Source organism: Candidatus Uabimicrobium amorphum, assembly GCF_009002475.1.
GTDB classification, from domain to species: domain Bacteria; phylum Planctomycetota; class Uabimicrobiia; order Uabimicrobiales; family Uabimicrobiaceae; genus Uabimicrobium; species Uabimicrobium amorphum.
The window spans coordinates 105,055-125,127 of record NZ_AP019860.1; the positions used below are offsets into that span (position 1 = coordinate 105,055).

A 20,073-nucleotide genomic window follows, 5' to 3' on the forward strand; every position below is an offset into this window, starting at 1 on the left:
ACTTCCTGAATTTAAATTTTTCTTGCCCCTTTTTCTATGAAAATGTTATTATCTCCCCAAGTTTAAGGTAGCTGGACAAAAGTCTTTAGGCTCTTTGGCTTTTCAGCTTATGACCTCTCTAGAGCTAAGATACGCAATAGAGTTTTGTTTCATTCATGATATCAAGGTGTTATTTGTGATAATACAATATTTTATCAACGACTACCCCTTGCGTTAAAATGTGGCGATTTCTGTTGCAATAAATCGTACTTACGTATCTTACTCCATAAACATATTCCAAATTTATGCTAGAAATGTCCAAAATACTTTCGCTCAGCTATTAAGGTCGTTCCGTATTTTGTGAAAGACCACTGAGACAGCCACAAAGCATTTTCCTATGTTTCAAATTGTACTTCCATTACAAAATTGAGGAAGATATTATGAATTTTGCAAGCAATTTTTGGATAATCTTAAGCCTATTTGTGTTTTTGGTTTCGTGTGAAATGCAAATACCAAATAGCAAAAAAAAGAAAACCAAAAATTTACATAGCGTTTCCATCGAAGGAACTATTTTACCAGATGAAGTTTATGTCGATGGAAAGTTAACGAAAATAGATGAAATAAAGCTAAAGCCAGGTAATTATGAACTCGTTTTGAAAAAGAATGGCTACGAAACAGTAAAAGAAAAGGTAGTTATAAAAAAAGAGTCAAAGGAAACGACACATTCTATTAAGCCAAGTTGGAAGCAGGTATTATGTGAGCTAGAAGTGTCTGTGGCTTATGGTGCCAAGCCTTTGTCAAAAGACGAGCTACGTGTATTGTTGAAAATAGGAGATGAAGAAAAGCTCTTAAAGGAAACAACATTAACCGTTTTACCTGGAAAATATAATGTAACAATTAGTCATCCAGGTTACGAAACAATCACTCATCGCGGTGAAGTCAATGTTGGACAAAAAAGCGAGCGTTTGAGTTTTACCCTGAAAGCCTTACCGCGCAGTTTTTATCTAGAAGCATCTTCTGAAGGCAAAAAATTAGATACAGCAAGTTTGAAAGTTATTATCGATGGCCGCACATTACTTGGTAATAAGATACTTCCAGGAACTCATAAACTGCAAGTGGAACTTGAAGGATATAAAAGTTTTTCAGACAATATTGATGTCGATGGGGCGGGTAGTCCTTTCAAATATAAAGTTGATTTGGAAAAACTACCAAAGAAAATAGACGTTGCAGATGCTGGTGGTGAGACAAACACCAATGTAGGCGGCGAAACCAACGCTGGTGGTGAGACAGACGCTAAAACAGGTGGCGAAACCAACGTAGGCGGAGAAACCAATGTAGGCGGCGAGACAGACGCTAAAACAGGCGGCGAAACCAACGTAGGCGGTGAGACAGACGCTAAGACAGGTGGCGAAACCAACGTAGGTGGTGAGACAGACGCTAAAACAGGTGGCGAAACCAATGTAGGTGGCGAAACCAATGTAGGCGGCGAGACAGACGCTAAAACAGGCGGCGAAACCAACGTAGGTGGCGAAACCAATGTAGGCGGTGAGACAGACGCTAAAACAGGCGGAGAAACCAATGTAGGCGGTGAGACAGACGCTAAAACAGGTGGAGAAACCAATGTAGGCGGTGAGACAGACGCTAAAACAGGCGGCGAAACCAACGTAGGTGGAGAAACCAACGTAGGCGGCGAGACAGACGCTAAGACAGGCGGCGAAACCAACGTAGGCGGCGAGACAGACGCTAAGACAGGCGGCGAAACCAACGTAGGCGGCGAAACCAACGTAGGCGGCGAGACAGACGCTAAAACAGGCGGCGAAACCAACGTAGGCGGCGAAACCAACGTAGGCGGCGAGACAGACGCTAAAACAGGTGGCGAAACCAACGTAGGCGGCGAAACCAACGTAGGCGGCGAGACAGACGCTAAGACAGGTGGCGAAACCAACGTAGGTGGCGAGACAGACGCCAAAACAGGCGGTGAAACCGTAGCAAAATGTTCTGTTGATTTAAAGTTGATGAGTAGTTATGCGGCACAAACTCCTTATCTTGTAAAAGCGGATAAGGCAACATTAAATGGAGTTGATATTGCTGGTAACAGTTTTGAACCAGGAGAGTATGATTTTGTTGCAGAGGTAAATGGATATAACTCTATTAGCAAGAAAGTAACTATTCCTGCAGGTTCACAATTATTTGTTCTTAAGGAAGATCTTGAAGTTTCTAAACGAGATATTTCTTTAGAAATACTCGCCAACTATCCAGTAAACGAAATCTTACAAGCAGATGAAGTATTGGTGGATGGTGAAAAGTTTTCTGGCAAAATATTACCTGGCAAAAACTACAAATTTGTTATTCATAAAGTAGGTTACGAAGAATGGCAAAGAGATATCTATGTAGATATGGGAGTACATCCTCAACTTGTTAAAGCATTGCTAACGGTAAAAAATACTTTTGTGACATTTGTTGTTACTAACAACAAGACGAATGAAGCAGTGTCTGAATACATTGTAAAGATGAATGGACAAAAGTACGATGGAGCCACAGCGTATTTTCCAGGAAAATATACTGTAAACTGTGAAAAAGAAGGTTACGAGACGTTAACCAAAGAGGTGAACGTTGTACCATCTAACGAAGCACAAAAAGTGGAACTGACACTTACTCCAAAACCAGAAGAGAAAAAAATTGTTCCTATCCCTGTAGAGCTACAAGCATTTAGCGATGCTGATACAACAGCACCGATTAAAGTAGATATTCTCACCATTAACGATCGCTCTTACACTCCAGGTTTCAAAATTCTTCCAGGAAAATACACTGTTGTGGCATATACAAATGGTCACCAGATGTACCAAAAAGATATTGAGATTACCAATGACAAGGATGTGTTTAGTACAAAAGTGGTTTTAGAATCTACACTGCGAAATTTACGTATCCAATATGAATATGATGTAGCACCAGCAGCGGGCTATCCTGAGTGTAAACTTGAGATGATCAATGTTGTCACAAAAAAATCATTTGTGCCCACCAATGGCCAAATGATTAAACCTGGAAAGTACGAAGTTGTTGTACAGCAAAAAGGTTACACCTATTCTGGTAAAAAGGATATCTTTATCGAACCGAATACAATGGAATTCGAATTAAAGATACCACTAGTTCTCGGTAAGAAAGCCGAAAAACCAGTGGAAGATAAAACGCAAGAAAAAACGGAAAATAAAACCAAACCGCGTGTTCTTGTCGTGAAAGGTGTCAACCCAGATACTCTAGAAAAAATAACACCGTTTAAAGTTTTCATCGATGGTAAGCTATACATGAATGATCCTATCGAAGTAGGTAAAGAGTGTAAGCTACGCGTGTTGTTTAGTACATACAAGACGTATGAAGGTAGTGCGAAAATAGAGCCTGGTGAAGGATCGCAAGTATTGCAAGTTGATTTGCAACTTCTAAAGAAAATTGTTTTACTAGAAGCCAGCAAAACAATGAAATACGACAATATTGAATATGCATTTGAGTTCTTTGCTGACAAGAAACAAATTCCCGAACATTTGGTGACCGTTTACGAAGCAAAAGGACAAGTGGAATTTCATTTGTATGTCGATTCGGAAGCCAAAGGTGTCAATGTGCATAGTGGTTACCGTTATGCCGAGAAGTCTTTGCTAAAAGAACGTCAAAAAATTGGGTATTTGGCAAGACTTTCTTGTGAACACTTAGTGAATCACTTGTCTCAAGTTAAAGATGAACAAGGTGCAGAAGCATTTGTTTCTTCATTGAACGAGGCTATGCGTTATGATTCTTCTATTAGACGCTATTGGGAAGATGAAGAAAAAGAACAACTTCTTGATTTCTTACAGTCTTCTCTTGATTCTCTTGACACCGACGATTCAACTTTGATTGAAAAAGTAGAAGATGTTGTCGGCAAGTTGGAAAGAATGCTTGAGTAGTTCTTTCTTCTATGATAAAGCAGGGTCGAAGAGCCACTCTTCTTCGACTTTGCTTGGAACCTAGCTAGTACTCTGGTGATTGCTGTGAAAGCAATACCAAACTAGATAGGTTCTAGTGTGATAGAGATGGTTCTATAAAGATCCATCTCTATTGTGCTGTTAAACATAAATTTTGTGGGTTATGTATCTTGAACTTTAAAGACTAGTTTGCAAAAAAAAGAATACATGCTACAATAAATGCAAAACAAATAAAGTTAGGGCGAGTCTCTAATAATGTCGACTTATAGTTGAAGAAAGGAAGCGTGAACAGTGGGGATCCATGACAATGATATGTCGATAAATCCAAAGCAAGGGCAACAGATTAGACAGCTAATTGAAAAATTGCAGCTAACTCTTCGTGAAAGACTTCTTGAAGAGTTATGGGATGACAAAGATTGTTTAGAAGAAGCAATAGAACATCCTGAATCATACTCTTATAAATTCCAAACATACAAAGAACAATATTTAGACAAATTGTCTGATTTACAACGCATTTGGAACGAGTTGGTTACGTTGGAAAAAACCAGGTACCGAAATAAATAAACTATGTCATAATAGCACAAATATTTGTGCGTGTATTCTCGAAATATACAATCCTTCACAAAAAAGCTAAAATTTTAAAAAAAACATATCCCAAGAGAAGTGAGAATTAGCAATGCTTTGCAGTATAAAACTAATTCTCTTTCTTTATTTTCCCCCTCTTTTAAAAAAAATGGCAAGCAATTTGCATTCAATCCGCGTGTATTGATACAGTGGTCAAACTGGTTTGGTAAAAACTTCCTAATTTTAGATGTGTAAGGCACAATAATCACATTCTACAGCGGATTTTGTGATGTTTACATTTTATGTAAAATCAGCAGGAAAAGGGGAAAATCATGTTGAACGCAAACAATCCTAACAATGACAAAGAAGTTTTAAAGCTATACTCGACTGATTTAACAGAGCTAGCGAGAAAAGGAAAACTCGACCCTGTTATTGGCCGTGATGACGAAATACGCCGCGTTATGCAGGTGTTGTCGCGAAGAACAAAAAACAATCCAGTGCTAATTGGTGAGCCAGGAGTTGGTAAAACAGCTATTGCTGAAGGATTGGCAAGAAGAATTATCGATGAGGATGTTCCCGAAGGTTTAAAGGGAAAAAAGGTGATTTCCTTGGATATGGGAGCTTTGATTGCCGGAGCGAAATATCGAGGTGAATTTGAAGAACGATTGAAGGGCGTACTACAAGAAGTCCACAAATCGGAAGGCGACATTATCTTGTTTATTGATGAACTCCATACGGTTGTTGGAGGAATCGAAGGTGCCCAAGATGCAAGCAATATGTTGAAACCTGCTCTTGCCAGAGGTGAACTTCGCTGTATAGGTGCGACAACATTGGATGAATATCGCAAGTATATTGAGAAAGATGCGGCTTTAGAGCGAAGATTTCAGACCATCTATGTCACTGAACCTTCTGTGGATAGCACGATTGCGATTTTACGTGGGTTAAAAGAGCGATATGAGGTGCACCACGGAGTACGTATAACCGATGGAGCCACAATTGCTGCGGCAACACTTTCCAATCGCTATATTAGCGATCGTTTCTTACCTGATAAGGCCATTGACCTTGTGGATGAAGCCGCAAGCCGTCTACGCATTCAAATAGATAGTATGCCTGTGGAAATTGATGTCCTAGAGAGAAAGATATTGCAGCTCACCATAGAACAACAGGCCCTAAAAAAAGAAAAAGATGATGCTTCGAAAGAACGTTACAGAGTGATCGAAGAAGATTTGCGAGATTTGCAAGAGAAATCCAGTTTGATGAAAGATAAATGGCAAAAGGAAAAAGACAAAATTCTTGCGATACGTAAATTTAAAAAAGAACTGGAAAGTTTAAAAACACAAGAAGAACTCGCAAGACGCGATGGAAATTTAGAGTTAGCGGGTAAGATTCGTTACCAAGCGATTCCCGATAAAGAGAGAGCTATTGAAGCGGAGAGTGCTCTCCTTAAGGACATGCAAGGCGATGAGCAAATGTTAAAAGAAGAAGTTGGCGAAGAAGAAATTGCCAATGTTGTTGCCTTGTGGACAGGTATTCCTGTAGACAAGATGTTACAGGGGGACAGAGAACGTCTACTTGACATGGAGCAAAAAATACAGCAAAAAGTAATAGGGCAGGATGATGCTGTTGGATATATCGCCGATGCCGTGCGCAGGAGCCGTGTAGGTTTACAGAATCCACAACAACCAATAGGTTCATTTTTGTTTCTTGGACCTACAGGAGTCGGAAAAACCGAGCTAGCTCGTACACTGGCAGAGTTTTTATTTGATACCAAAGATGCGATGGTACGCATTGATATGTCGGAATATATGGAAAAACATAGCGTTAGTCGTCTAATCGGTGCCCCTCCTGGTTATGTGGGCTTCGAAGATGGTGGGCAACTTACCGAAGCCATTCGCCGTCGTCCATACTCTGTGGTGTTGTTTGATGAAATTGAAAAAGCGCATCCTGAAGTATTTAATATCTTTTTACAGCTCTTAGACGACGGACAATTAACCGACGGACAAGGGCGTAAGGTTGACTTTAAAAACACCATCGTCATCATGACCTCAAACATTGGTAGCCACTATATCAAAGAGGCTAAAGGGCAAATTGACAAAGAGCTACATAATAAAATAGATGATGAACTATTTAAATATTTCCGCCCTGAATTTATTAATCGCATTGACGAAGTGATTATTTTTAATCCTTTGGAAAAAGAGCATATAAAACGAATTATCGATATTCAAATGCAAAGTTTTAATGATTTACTAAAAGAGCATAAATTTCAGTTAAAGTTAAGTGGTGACGCAAGAGAAAATCTTGCCGAGGAAGGATTTGATCCAGTTTTTGGTGCACGACCTCTGAAGAGAGTAATGGAACGACGTATCAAAAACATGCTCGCAAAGCAAATGCTCAAGGGAGAAGTGCCGAAAAGCAGTGAAGTGTGCGTAGATTTTAATGACGGCAATTATGTTTTGACCAGTGCGTAACTATATTTAACAACGAAAAATTACCAATACATGTTCTCTGGAACTACAAAACTACCTTACGGGTGTCATCCCTGACTTGATCAGGGATCCAGGCGCATACAATTTAACTTTGTATTGTGGATTCCTGGTCAAGCCAGGAATGACACGGTTATGTAAGTCTTTATTGAGAAAGCTTTTATATCTTAGTTTGATAGGTATGTGCTTTCGCAGGGATGACACTATAAGGAAGTTATATAGTTCCAGAGAACATTTTATATAGGAAAATAGTTCAAAGGAGCGTTTATGAGAAATTTTATTCTTATTTTAACTGCTATGTGTTTACTAGTACCGGCGTATGCGGATCAGAAACATGAGCTTCTTGCACTAAAAGGAAAAGAGCTACTTGAAAAAGGTTCATATGAAACGGCGATCAAAAAGTTAGAAAAATTTGTTGATGCAGATGCTTCACCGTTGGGTGTAGAGAGCCTTATTGAAGCCTATCGTTTGACTGGCGAGTACGAAAAAGCGCGACGTCTGGCAAAACAATACAGCAATACCACAGACAAGAAACGCGCTGCGCGTGGTTTGATGTTGGTGGGTAAAATGCTCGAAATCCAAGGGAAATACGATGAAGCGTATCAAAATTTTATCACGGCATTCATAACGGATTCGGAAAGTGTTGTTGTTCGTGTAGCGCTTGGTAAACACTATATGATGGTTGGTAAAAAAGACAAAGCTCTTGAGATATTTTCCAATATTTTTGATAATTATTATCCAGAAGAAGAATATTCGGCCGAAGATCTAGTCGCCATCGGTTCTGCTTGCCGTTACTATGCGATGAATAGTGATGAAGTGGACCGTAGTGATACCTTGAAGGCGGTCATTAACGGTATCCTCTCCGATACGGAGTACAACAGTGGTGCGATGGAAAAAGACCCACTTTATTTTCCTGCGTATGTAGAAATGGCACATATGTTTTTAGAGGCTTACAACACCGTTGACGCCAATTCGACACTACGTGAAGCATTGAAACTGAACCCTCACCATCCGGAACTGTTATACGCAAAAGCCATTTATTGCACGAAAAACTATGCGAAACGCCCAGAAATTATTCCCACTTTAAATCACGCACTCGAAATCAATCCGAAATATACTGATGCCTTAACTCTTATGGCACTAGTACACCTTTCAGATGGAGAATATGGTCGCGCGTTTGAAAAACTCGAAAAGGCACTCGAAATCAATCCAAATCATTTAGAGGCGTTAACTTGGTTGGCCACATACCACTTCCTAAAAGAAAATATGGCTGAGTACAAAAAAGTGAAAGAAAAGGTCTTTAAGATAAATCCTGTGTATGGCGAGTTTTATCAACTAGCAGGTGTTATTCTAGCGCAAAACTTCCAATATTCTAAAGCCTTAGACATGCAAAGACAGGCAATAAAATTGAATCCGTTTTTGTGGGACGCTTACATTGAGCTTGGATCAAATTTGATGCGCACCGGCGAGGAAGAGGAAGCGCGCAAACATTTTGAGAAAGTTCGTGAAGAGTACAATTTCCACGTTCAAACACACAATATGCTATTGCTTCTCGACAAATTCAAGGAGTTTAAAGTCTATGAGACCAAGAACTTTCGTATTCGTTTACACGTCAGCGAAGCAGATGTCATGCTACCTATTATTAGCGAGCATTTGGAAAAGTCTTTAGAAGAAATGTCCAAAATCTATGGCTATACTCCTGAAACTCCTATGTTGTGGGAAGTCTATCCTGAAACAAAGGACTTTTCTGTTCGTGTATTGGGTTTGTCGATGATTGCGGCGAGCGGAGTATGTTTTGGAAAAGTACTTGCGCAGTTATCACCGAAGGCAATGAAATTAGGCACAATGAACTGGGCTTCTGTTGGTTGGCACGAGTTGAGTCACGCCTTCACACTGCAAATGACGGATCATAAAATACCGCGTTGGTTTACGGAAGGGCTTTCGGAAATGTTCGAAAGAGACCGCAATCCTTCGGTGATTCGTAAAAGAGATAAAGATTTATGGACTGTTTACAACGCAGGTTTGATGCGTGGAATTAAAGATTTAAATGCGGGATTTACAAGACCAAAGTATGCATTAGAAGTGGTGGTTTGTTATTACCAAGCGGGACTGTTGTGTCATTTCATTCGCAATAATTATGGATTTACCGCGATAAAACAAATGCTTGAACTGTACAAAAAAGGTAAAAAAGACGTAGAGATTATCAAAGAAGTTACGGGATTAACGGCCGAAGAGTTTGATGGCTACTTCTTGAAATGGATCAAAAAGAACATTTTTGGCAACATGAAAATGATGATGTCCGTTCCGCCACAAAAAATTGACGACTTAAAAGATAAAGTTGAAGAAGACCCAATGGACATTGAGTCATATACTCATTTGGCGATCGCTTACTTACAGAGCAACAAGTTGAAAGATGCAGAGATCAATGCAGGATATGCTCTCGCTTTAGATCCCGAAAGTGTTGATGGGTATGAAATTATGGGTCGCATATTTTATCGACGCAAGGATTACAAAAAAGCACAAGAGTTCTTGCTACAAGCGGAAGAGCTTGGATGTGAAAATTTTTATACCTACCTGTATTTGGGAATTATGTATTTCAATCAGAGAAATGTTACCAAAGCAGAAGAGTATTTGAAAAAAGCGAAAAAAAGTTTTCCAAATTATGTTGGGCCAAGTAATCCGTATATGTTGCTGGCGAAGATATACAAAGCGAAAGGACGAACAGCGGAGTATTACAAAGAAATCGAAGACTTTTTGAACAAAGAAGGTAACGAATTCAAATTGCGTCTAGAACTAGCGAACCACTATATTGATCAACAAAAATACAAAACAGCTTCAAAGTGGTTGGAAGAAGCACTAGACATATTCCCGTTTAGTTTAGAGTTTCAAATGAAACGCGCAGAAGTTTTGACGAAGCTGAAACAGTGGAAAAAAGCAATTACGGCATATAAACTTGCTATTGCGTTAAAACCAAAGAAAGATGAGCATGTATTGCATACCAACATCGCTGAGTTGGCTTTGAAACTGGGAGATAAATTAGAAGCGAAAAATTATGCTAAGTCAGCTTTGGATTTAAAGCCTGGTTACAGTCGCGCCAAAAAAATTTGGGAAAAAGTAAAATAAAAATAAATTTTTATTGTAAAATATACAAAAAATATTTATGATTTTACTATGTAACAATATGAAAAAATTTAGTGATTTTGTATTGTTATTTAGAGTGTTTAAGACCTGTATACATAAATAATACAAAGGCATAAGAACTATTACTCATATAGTAGTTCTTATGCCTTTGTATTTTCCAGTTCTGGCTTTTTGGTGACCAATTCTTTGGTTATATTGCAAAATTGGTAATGTTTACAGTTGCAATAGCATTCGGACATTTAAATTGATAAAAGCAAAAAAATAGCTATTTTTTTTGTGACGATGAATTATATGCTAGAGTGTGTCTAGTATAAAGCTAGGTGGTTTGGGACTTAGCAAATTCATCGAACAGAGGAGTTCCATTTTATGATAATGAAGCAAAAAGATATTGTTAAGCGACTATCTGTTGAACAAGAAGTCTTGGAAAGAGAAGTTGCTGAAGCAATGGGTGAAATTGCCAGCGAAGACATGGCTCAGTTGTATGACGACTCAACAAAAGAATTCGAACCTGATAAAATTGTACAAGGTAAGGTAATCAATGTAACAAACGATGTTGTTGTTATTGATGTTGGTTACAAATCAGAAGGGGAAGTTTCTTGTTCGGAATTTGACACCCCACCAGAAATAGGTGAGGAAGTCGCGGTTCTTCTAGAAGCTGTCGAAGATGAGTCCGGAACAGTTGTACTTTCTAAGAAGAAAGCTGACAGAATCAAAGGTTGGGAAGAACTTATTGCCACTAAAAAAGAGGGTGACCTTGTTGAAGGTAAGGTTATTCGTAAGATTAAAGGTGGGTTGTTACTCGACGTTGGCGTTCCAGTTTTCTTACCTGCTTCTCAGATTGATATTCGCCGTACAGGTGATATTTCTGAATACATTGGACGTAATTTACAGGCACAAATCATCAAGATTGACCAAACTCGCATGAACATAGTTGTTTCTAGACGTAGACTCATCGAAGAAGAACGTAAGAAGATGAAGGAAAAGCTTCTAGAAGAGCTAGAAGAAGGTCAAATTCGCAAAGGTGTTGTCAAAAACATCGCAGATTTTGGTGTTTTTGTTGACCTAGGCGGCATAGATGGTCTTCTCCACATTACAGACATGAGTTGGGGAAGAATTAGTCATCCATCAGAACTTGTCTCAATAGACGACGAGATCGAAATCAAAATTTTGAAGTTGGATCGCAAAAAAGAGAGAATCGCGCTTGGTTTAAAACAAAAAACCGAGAGTCCTTGGACAGATATCGAAAAGAAATACCCTATCCAATCAAAAGTTACTGGTCGCGTAGTAAATGTAATGAACTACGGTGCTTTTGTTAAATTGGAAGATGGTATCGAAGGATTGGTTCACATTTCTGAAATATCTTGGACAAAGAGAATTAATCACCCTTCAGATGTTGTTAACATTGGTGATGAGGTTGAAGTTGTTGTTTTAGATATCAACAAAGAAAAACAAGAAATTTCTTTGGGTATGAAACAAACCGAAATCAACCCATGGTCTCTTGTTGAAGAAAAGTATCCTGTGGGAACAGTCATTGAAGGTCGTGTACGTAACTTAACAAACTACGGAGCATTCATCGAAATAGAAGAAGGAATCGATGGTCTGTTACACATTTCAGATATGAGCTGGACCAAGAAAATTAGTCATCCTTCCGAGATGTTGAAAAAAGGTGACAATATTCAAGCGCAAGTTTTAGAAGTTGATCAAGAGCGTAAGAGAGTTGCTCTTGGTATGAAACAACTACACTCTGATCCTTGGCAAGATGAAATTCTGGGTAAATACAAAGTGGATGATACCGTTAGCGGTAAAGTCACAAAATTGACAAATTTTGGTGTCTTTGTTGAACTAGAAACAGATTTAGAAGGTTTATTACATATCTCAGAATTGACAGATAAGAAAATTAAATCTCCTAACGAAGTTGTCAAGGTTGGCGATGTCGTAGAAGTTAAGATTCTAAGAGTGGACGAAAAAGAAAGAAAAATTGGTCTATCCTTGGTAAAGGCACAATCTGACGAAGAGGATGCTGAATCTGGAGCTGAGGAAGAAGCACAAGATAGTGGTGCAGAAAACACTGAAGCCACAAACGAAGCTGAAGAGTCTTCTGAAGCAGCAAGCGAAAGCGAAGAAAAAGAGTAATATCTAATTTCTTTTATCGTTTATAAAAGCGCATCTACTTCTGTATGAAGGAGATGCGCTATTTTTATTATGAAAGCATAAAATGATTTCTTTGTTGTTTATAAGCACAATAATTGGATATATTTTTTCATGGTTGTTGTATAAACGCCAGCAAAAGTATTCACAACAAATAAAGCGTAAAATAGAGCATATTTGTGCAAGAAAGATAGCCAACAAAAGAAATATCAGTGCTACAAAAACAGAGTCTTTGGCTTCGGAATATCAACATCTCAAAAAAATTATTGTGCAAAAATATGAGCAAAATATTCAATCTTTAGAGGAACAAATTACGTATCAAGAGGTAGAAGTTCAAAATCGTGAAGAATATCTATCCTTGAAAGAACAATTGTTTTTCGAAAAAAAGGCACGTGTACAAACCAATGTTGATTGTTATAAAAACCTCTATGAAAAATTAGAAGATATTCGCAGAGAGCATAAAAATAAACTTTTACAAACAAATGATTATGATGTTGCGACCGTCAAAGAAGATATCCTAAACAAAGTAGATAAAGAGCTACGTGGTGAAAAGGAGCTTTTGTTAAATCGTTTTGCCGATGATATTACAATCTCCTCTGAGGAGATTGCAAAACGTTTGTTGTCTTCTATTGTTCAGCGTAGTGTTTTTGGACATTGGCACGACTCTTATCCAAATAGTGTGTGGCTAGAAAAAGATGAGGTTTTGCGTTTTATCGAAAGTCATCAACACACTTTTACAGATAAATTGGGAGTTACCTTTCATTTCAAGAACAACAATGTTGTTATTAATGATTCCGATGGGTATTGTCGCGAAATCATGCGAAAATTACTCTTGGACATTGTAGAGTACGATATTCAAAAGATAGATGATTTAGACATAGAAAAGAAACAGCAGCAATACAAACAAAAAACGATTCATTTTGTGCAACAAAAATGTACCGAATTGGGAATGAAGCATTTACCAGAAACTTTGGCGTGGTCGATGGGGAAATTGCGATATCGTACCAGTTTTGGACAAAATGTGTTGGCTCACTCCTTCGAGGTAGCAATGCTATCGTGGCGCATTGCTGGGGAGTTAGGACTTTCTCAGTTTCTTTGTCAACGTGGTGGTTTCTTGCACGATATTGGTAAAGCGGTAGATCACCAGGAGTCGGGAGGGCATTCTTCTCTAGGTGAGCAGATGCTACGTGATGAAAACGAGACAAATGAGGTAATCGAAGGTGTTGTGGAACACCATGAAGATGTGAGCGCACAAAAACCGTTTGCGGCAGTGGTGAATATTTCTGATGCAATTAGTGCTGCGCGACCAGGAGCACGACGTGAAACATTTGAAAAGTACATGAAAAAATTACAGAAGATAGAGTCCTTAACGAAAGATATTCAAGGTATTGAGGACGCTTACGCTGTTTCCGCTGGACGCGAAATACGCGTTGTGGTAAATTCTGAGATTATTAACGACAAAGATGCCGAACAAATAGCAAAACAATTGGCGGATTCTGTAGGTAAAGAGATTTTATATTCAGGTGTTGTTAGAGTAACTGTTATCCGAGAAAAAACAATCGAAGTTTATACATGAGGCGAATAATGAGTATATTTAAATTTTGTTCTAAATTTTTTAAGAAATCAGTAGATACCGCACAAAGTTCTGTCAATACCGTAGTAGATACCGCTGTCTCTGTAACAACTGCAGCAGGAAAAGCGGTAGAAACGACAGGAAATATTATATACCAGGGAGTAGAGATGGTAACATCCTCTCTAATTAACAGCACAAGATTTTTAGCAGACACTAAATATCGCAATGAAGTGGGTTATCCGTGGTTGAAAAGCCTTCTACGCGACAACTGGAAAAAAATACGTCAAGAACTGAGTGAATCGAACGAAATGTTGATGGTTTTGTGGAAATATTCCAATGGCCATGATCTTTCCACAGAAGAAAAAAAAGCGGCGAAGGAGCAATTGGGAGATATCGTTAAAGCAGTACCTGCACTTGGAATATTTTTGCTTCCAGGTGGAATGATTCTTTTACCACTTTTGGCAAAAGCACTTCCGTGGGATTTGATGCCTTCTTCCTTCAAAGAACAAGTAAAAGAAGAATATGGTGAAGACGCTCTAAATCAAGACCTTAAAGATGGTGAAGATGTGCCTATCGATAACGACGTGGAGTTTTCTTCTGAAGTACGTGAAGAAGTAGAACAAAGCATGCGCGAATTACTGAACAGTAATGATGGAGAAGAATCCAGTACCGAAGACGAACAATCACAAGACGAAAAAACGCAATAAAATCACCCTGATACCAGTGATGTCTTTTCCTGCATGCTATAGATGTATTAAGCTGCCCAGAGGTGTCATTCCCGCGGAAGCGGGAAACCAGCAATATAAATTCGACTTGAAAGCGCCTGGGTCCCTGGTCAAGCCAGGGATGACAACCTAGTGATTTGTTAGTTTTTATTTCTTTCTTTGTATGCACTTACCAGCCCCCACAGGGGGAGCAATCGGTGCGAAGCACCGATGTGGGGGCATCGCACACCAAAGATAATCTAAAAACAAAGTAACAACCCAATGGTTACACAAGAGACAACCTAATTCTCCACAATTTTCAAAACAGAAATAGAGCGTTCATTGGATTTGTAAATACCCACGATGTGGTCGTCAATCACCGAAACAAATGACATTTTTTCTGGTAAGTACACTAGATCCTTGTCGTCTTTTACAATAGACGTTTTCCAGCTTTGCGCAATGCTAAAAATGCTTTCGTTGCAATAACTTTCCAAGTCTGTTTGTCCATCGATGGTTCGTATGAGACTTCCGTCATTTGTATTCCAAACAAAAGTTTGGTGGTCCCTACTTGTCGAGATTAATTGCTCTCCTTTGAAACGCATGTGGGTGATCATATCTTTGTGCCCCGACAGTACGTGCAGGCACGCACCGGTTTGTACATTCCAAATGCGTACAATTCCTTGACGTGCACTTGCGGAAGCGATTTTGCTGCTGTCACTGTTAAACGCAACACTCATTACCCCTAATTCGTGGCCGTGCATGGTACGCAAACAATTTCCTTGCATGTCCCAAATTTTGAGTGTCTTGTCGCGAGATCCTGTGGCAATGAGCCGTGCATTGCGATCGACATCTACGCTTTCTATCCAGCGTTTGTGTCCTTCGTAGATATTTAAGCAACTTCCATCGGCAACACTCCACAAACGCATGGTATTGTCGTAATAGCCGATCGACAGAATATGTTTATCGTTATGACAAAACATGATGCTTGACACGATCCCTTTGTGTCCTTTCATGCGATGGATAAAGTCACCGGTTTGTAAATTCCAAATACCAATGTCCCCTTGCCGACTTCCGACAACGACTTTTGTTTCATCTTCGCTGATATTGAGACAACGTATTTTCATATCAGTAAAAATACTTTTGTTGCATTCTCCGCTTTTGACATCCCAAATTTTGATAAATTGATCCTTCGCCCCTGTTACGGCTTGGTTTTGTTTGCGTAGTATACACAAACGACGAATGCGTTCTTTATGCCCTTTTATCGAAAGTTGCATGTTGCTTTGCGCGGCATGCCTACGGATATCCCATAGTGATACAGAACCATCTCTTGCACCACAAACTACGTAGTTACCGTCTAGACTGACTTGTAAGCTTGTTACTTGCCAGTTGTGATGTTTCCATCCTAGGACAACATTGCTTGTGGTAATGTCGGTAACACACAATGAGCGGTCGTCGCTTCCTGAAACGAGTAAATGAGTATGGGGAATGAAGTCGATGGCATTGATACTATCGTAGTGGTTTTCAATAACTCGCAAGCACTTCTTTGTTGCTATTTCCCAAATACGTATGGTGTTGTCTTTGGAACAAGAGGCCAAGTACTTGCCATCGAAACTAAATTTTACATCGTTGACAATTCTGTCATGCCCTGTAAATGTAGCGATGCATTCTTCGTTTTGCCAAATTTTTATTTCGCCGTCTTTGGCAGCAGAGGCTGTGTAGTCGTCCATGGCATGTAGAGCATAAATCGCGTCGCGATGTCCTTCTAAGAAATAGGCACGTTGCCCACTTTCCACGTCCCATATGACAATGCGCGCATCGTCTCCTCCGCTAAGAAGTTGTTTATTTTGATGGGTAAATTGTAGGGCGGTAATTGTTCCTAAACCACTCTCTATTATCTGTAGACACTCTGCGGTTTGTGTATCCCAAATAAATATAAAGCCATCATCACTGGCGGTGGCGAACTTCTTGCCGTCATTGCTGAAGGTAGTGGCGCGAACGACTTCACCATGCTCGGTAATTTCGTGTAGTGACTCTCCTGTTTCGGCGTTCCACAAACGTACTTTTTTGTCTTCGCTCACAGAAACGATTCTTTGGCGATCTTGGTGAAAGGCAACACTGTATACTTCGCGACTATGTCCCATAAATAACCTGCGTAATTTGGAGTCAAGATGCGGTTCCGCAGGAGATAAACTCTTTGCCCAAGTTCCGTGGAAAGATTCGCGCCATTTTTCTACCAGTAAGAATAATTTTGTGTTATTCCATGGTAGTTGTGAATTGTCGTCATAGTTGTAGTAGTTTTTGACTTTAGGGTTATCGTACCAGTAGCAACGGTTCCACAAACATTGGAATATGCACTCAGGATGACGGCGTAGAAAGCGTAAATCTAGCGTTAGTGCGTGGCATAGCAAGCGTAGGGTTTCGCGATTGATCTCTACATCGTTATATGTATCTTGGGTATTTTGTGGCATGGGCAGAAGTGGGTGATAGAGAGCCATCTCAAAATCTTGTACTAGTTCATCTATCATTCCCATTTTAGATTTTTGTTGTAAAAAATGAAAATCGCATAATTGTTGTAATAGCGATTTGTATTTTTCTGCCCACAACATCTGATAACAAATTTCTTTCAAGGCGCGGGGATATTTGTAACCTTTGGCTTTGAAATAGTCGGCAAGTTTTTGGTGGTAGTTGCGTAAACGGTTTCTTCCTAGTCTTTCTTTGACGGAACGTTCGAATTCCGCGTGAAAAAATTGTAGCAATTGTCCACGTTCTACGATGAAGTTGTCGAGTGCTTTGGCAACAATAAGTAATAGATCGTCGCCAATATTGTAGTACTGCTGTAGAACTTCCTGAAGTTCTGTTTCCATGAGTCCTGATTCGCTCGCGGTAATGAGACCGAGATAGTCAAAAATAACATTGGTGTCGTATTTGTCACTCAATCTTTGAATGATTTGCTCAAATAAAGCATCTATAGATGTCGCGAGTTGTCCAACCCCTGATCCACTGGATACAATTTCTTCGAGAGCTACTTTTAGATACAGAGGATTTCCATCGGCACGCGTTTGTAAAAGTTGAGCATCTTCGGTGGAGATGTCAATTTGATGTTTTTTTGTATAAGAATCGATGATCAAAGCGATTTCTTTGGTGGAAAGCGGTGGCAACTCAATCGTTTGTGTTTTTATGTAGTCACGTACAATATCGAAAGTAGACACAGGTCTTGTTGAAATAATAACATTTATGTTTTGTGGTAAGTTATTCGGTAGCCATGATAGGTCTTTGTGGGCTTCCTCTACTTCGTCAATGGCATCGATGACGATGAGTATTTTTTGCGATAAATTTTCCAACGTCGAGCGCATTTGGAAGCGCAGCTCTAGCGGGTCGGTTTTCGGTGTCTCTTCAAGTAAGCCGTGGTGATGAAGTTGGTCGACAATACTGGCAACAAATTGACGTGCACTGTTATCCACACTAAAAAAATAGCGTAGAATAGGTACATCTTTTTCTTGTTTCCAACGCTTATAAAATTGGGCCATCGCTGCCGATTTTCCCGTCCCGGCAATTGCATGAACCACTAGGTAGTTTTTTTGATTTCTATTATGGGCAAAATTCCAAATTTTTGTGGCAAAATCTTCGCGTCCTACGAATCCTTGTAATTTTTCATCGATAAAATTTTCTATCAATACTTCACGGGTATTTTCTTCATCTTTATTTATGACGACTTCTGGGTAATGTTCGTCTATTTGCTTTTGTACTTTGTCGACGATAAAGGTAAGCATCGTTTTTGTATCGGAAAATTCAAATACATCTTCACCTTGGGCTTTTAGATCTTTTTTTAGTGCCAACATCGACGCGCGATCTTTCGCGTCGTCGATATCTCTCTCTAGAATGCAAAAAAATCGTTTTTGGCGATCAATATTCTGGAGTGCATGGCGTATTTCCATTTCTGTTACGGATATGTTGCTATCATTGTTGTTACCCCAGGCGTCTTTTTCAGGTCGCCATCCATAACGACTTCCCAAAATTCCCACAAAAAATTCGCAACGTTCTACCATTTCAATACACCATTTGACGATAGAGTCGCGCTGGTGTTTTTGTCGCCACCTTAAGTCATATGTCATGAAGGATAGGTGCCGTTCGATAAGTTGTGCTTTGAGTTTGCGAAATTGTTGTGTGAGTTCGTCGCGTTCTAATTCTAAATCGACAAATGTCGAACTGATAAATAACTTAAGTGTTTTCCAGGTATCCATGTTACGGCCTCTTTGAGTAGTGAATTTTATTTTGTGCTTTTCATTGCCAACGCGGTCTTGTTATAGTAACAAACTTGCGCGAGCACTCCTTTTTATATTTGGTAGACTCGCGTGTGGTTTCGGGCTATAGAATCGGTATTGACAGCCCTCTTTATATTACATGTCTTTAGTTAGACATAGATGTCTAGCTCAATAACTTTAAAGGTTTTTTCATGATTTTAGTTACACATAATGATTTAGACGGTGTAGGATGTGAAATTGTTGCTCGTTGCTTTTACCCTGCTGAAATCACCCCTGATAAAGTTTACCATTGTGATTATGGTATTGTAAACGAAACGGTAAAAAATATTTTGACACAAACAGATGAAGAGTTGATCATTAGCGACGTATCTGTTTCAGAAGAAATAGCAAAACTGATACACGAAAAATATGCGAAGCGCGTGCGACTCTATGACCATCATCAAACTTCTGAACAATATTTACGAGATTATGACTGGTGTGTTGTTGATCAATCAAAATGTGCAACAAAAATAATTTTCGAAGACTGCTGTTTGAGAAAACCTGGGTGCAAAGTACCATTAAACTTACCTGCATTTGTTTATTATGTAAACGATTATGATTTGTGGTTACACTCTTTACCATATGCAACGCAGTTTAATGATCTTTTAAGTTTGTTGGGGAAGAAGAAGTTTGTGGATACAATGCTGAGTCGTTTACGCAAGAAAGAAGCGTTGATAAGTAGCAATGACAATTTATTTTTAGAAGCATTGTCCGTAAAGAAAGAATGGTATTTCAAAAACAAAGTGGAAAGTGCTGTTGTCGACGGTGAGCGGCTTCTGATCACCGCTAATCGTTACACCTCTGATCTCGCCGGTTATATCAGAAATTTGAAAAATCCTCCCAAAGCCTGGAATGACGTGAAATACATCGATATGGTGAACGTCGAAAAAGGTACGCATTCTTTGCGCTCTTACGATAATGAGTTTGATGTGAGTAAGGTCGCGGAAAAATTTGGCGGTGGAGGGCATAAAAACGCTGCCGGGTATGCGATTAAAGATTTTGATATATACTCTTTTTTTCATTTGAAAGAAGAGTAGTACTTTGGAACATTGAAACTCAGCTAATCCTGAAGTATAGGAAATCACTAGAGTAATCGGCGAAGCCGATTGTGGGGCATCAAATACAAGAGAATATCTACACTTAGAGAACTAGAATTTTGTAATTGATGATGCCACGGAATAAGTTTATAATAGTTATAGTTGTCATTTCGTTTACAAACACAAGGCATTT

At 39.2% G+C, this 20,073-nt stretch carries 8 protein-coding genes and 1 pseudogene; 8 read left to right on the forward strand and 1 reads right to left on the reverse strand.

The features are described from left to right. The first annotated feature begins 419 nt into the window (after positions 1-419). The 7 genes and pseudogenes from UABAM_RS00355 (at position 420) to UABAM_RS00385 (ending at position 14,545) form a co-directional block, all read left to right on the forward strand. On the forward strand, positions 420-3,911 hold the full coding sequence (locus UABAM_RS00355; RefSeq protein ID WP_151966003.1) for a PEGA domain-containing protein: 3,492 nt from the start codon (positions 420-422) through the stop codon (positions 3,909-3,911). Between the two features lie 330 nt (positions 3,912-4,241). Beyond that, a complete protein-coding gene (locus UABAM_RS00360) occupies positions 4,242-4,493 on the forward strand; it encodes a hypothetical protein (RefSeq protein WP_151966004.1) in 252 nt (83 codons plus the stop codon). A 320-nt stretch (positions 4,494-4,813) separates the two neighbouring features. Continuing rightward, positions 4,814-6,961, forward strand: a pseudogene (locus UABAM_RS00365) (ATP-dependent Clp protease ATP-binding subunit); the annotation flags it as partial. 282 nt (positions 6,962-7,243) lie between these two features. Then, on the forward strand, positions 7,244-10,099 hold the full coding sequence (locus UABAM_RS00370; protein ID WP_151966006.1) for a tetratricopeptide repeat protein: 2,856 nt from the start codon (positions 7,244-7,246) through the stop codon (positions 10,097-10,099). Between the two features lie 390 nt (positions 10,100-10,489). Further along, the gene (locus UABAM_RS00375; protein WP_152021942.1) at positions 10,490-12,250 is read left to right on the forward strand and encodes a 30S ribosomal protein S1; all 1,761 of its coding nucleotides are present in this window, start codon (positions 10,490-10,492) and stop codon (positions 12,248-12,250) included. 82 nt (positions 12,251-12,332) lie between these two features. Beyond that, positions 12,333-13,841 carry an HDIG domain-containing metalloprotein gene (locus tag UABAM_RS00380; protein ID WP_151966007.1) on the forward strand — a complete coding sequence of 503 codons (1,509 nt, stop codon included), beginning with the start codon at positions 12,333-12,335 and terminating at the stop codon, positions 13,839-13,841. A gap of 8 nt (positions 13,842-13,849) precedes the next feature. Continuing rightward, positions 13,850-14,545 carry an LETM1 domain-containing protein gene (locus UABAM_RS00385; protein ID WP_229759340.1) on the forward strand — a complete coding sequence of 232 codons (696 nt, stop codon included), beginning with the start codon at positions 13,850-13,852 and terminating at the stop codon, positions 14,543-14,545. Positions 14,546-14,844: 299 nt separating this feature from the next. Here UABAM_RS00385 and UABAM_RS00390 read toward each other — a convergent pair whose 3' ends face one another. Next, positions 14,845-18,783, reverse strand: a complete 3,939-nt coding sequence (locus UABAM_RS00390) for a WD40 domain-containing protein (protein ID WP_151966008.1) — start codon at positions 18,781-18,783, stop codon at positions 14,845-14,847. A 212-nt stretch (positions 18,784-18,995) separates the two neighbouring features. Here UABAM_RS00390 and UABAM_RS00395 point away from each other — a divergent pair, with 212 nt between their 5' ends. Further along, positions 18,996-19,880, forward strand: coding sequence for a DHH family phosphoesterase (locus tag UABAM_RS00395; RefSeq protein ID WP_151966009.1), 885 nt, complete (start codon positions 18,996-18,998; stop codon positions 19,878-19,880). Positions 19,881-20,073: the final 193 nt, after the last annotated feature.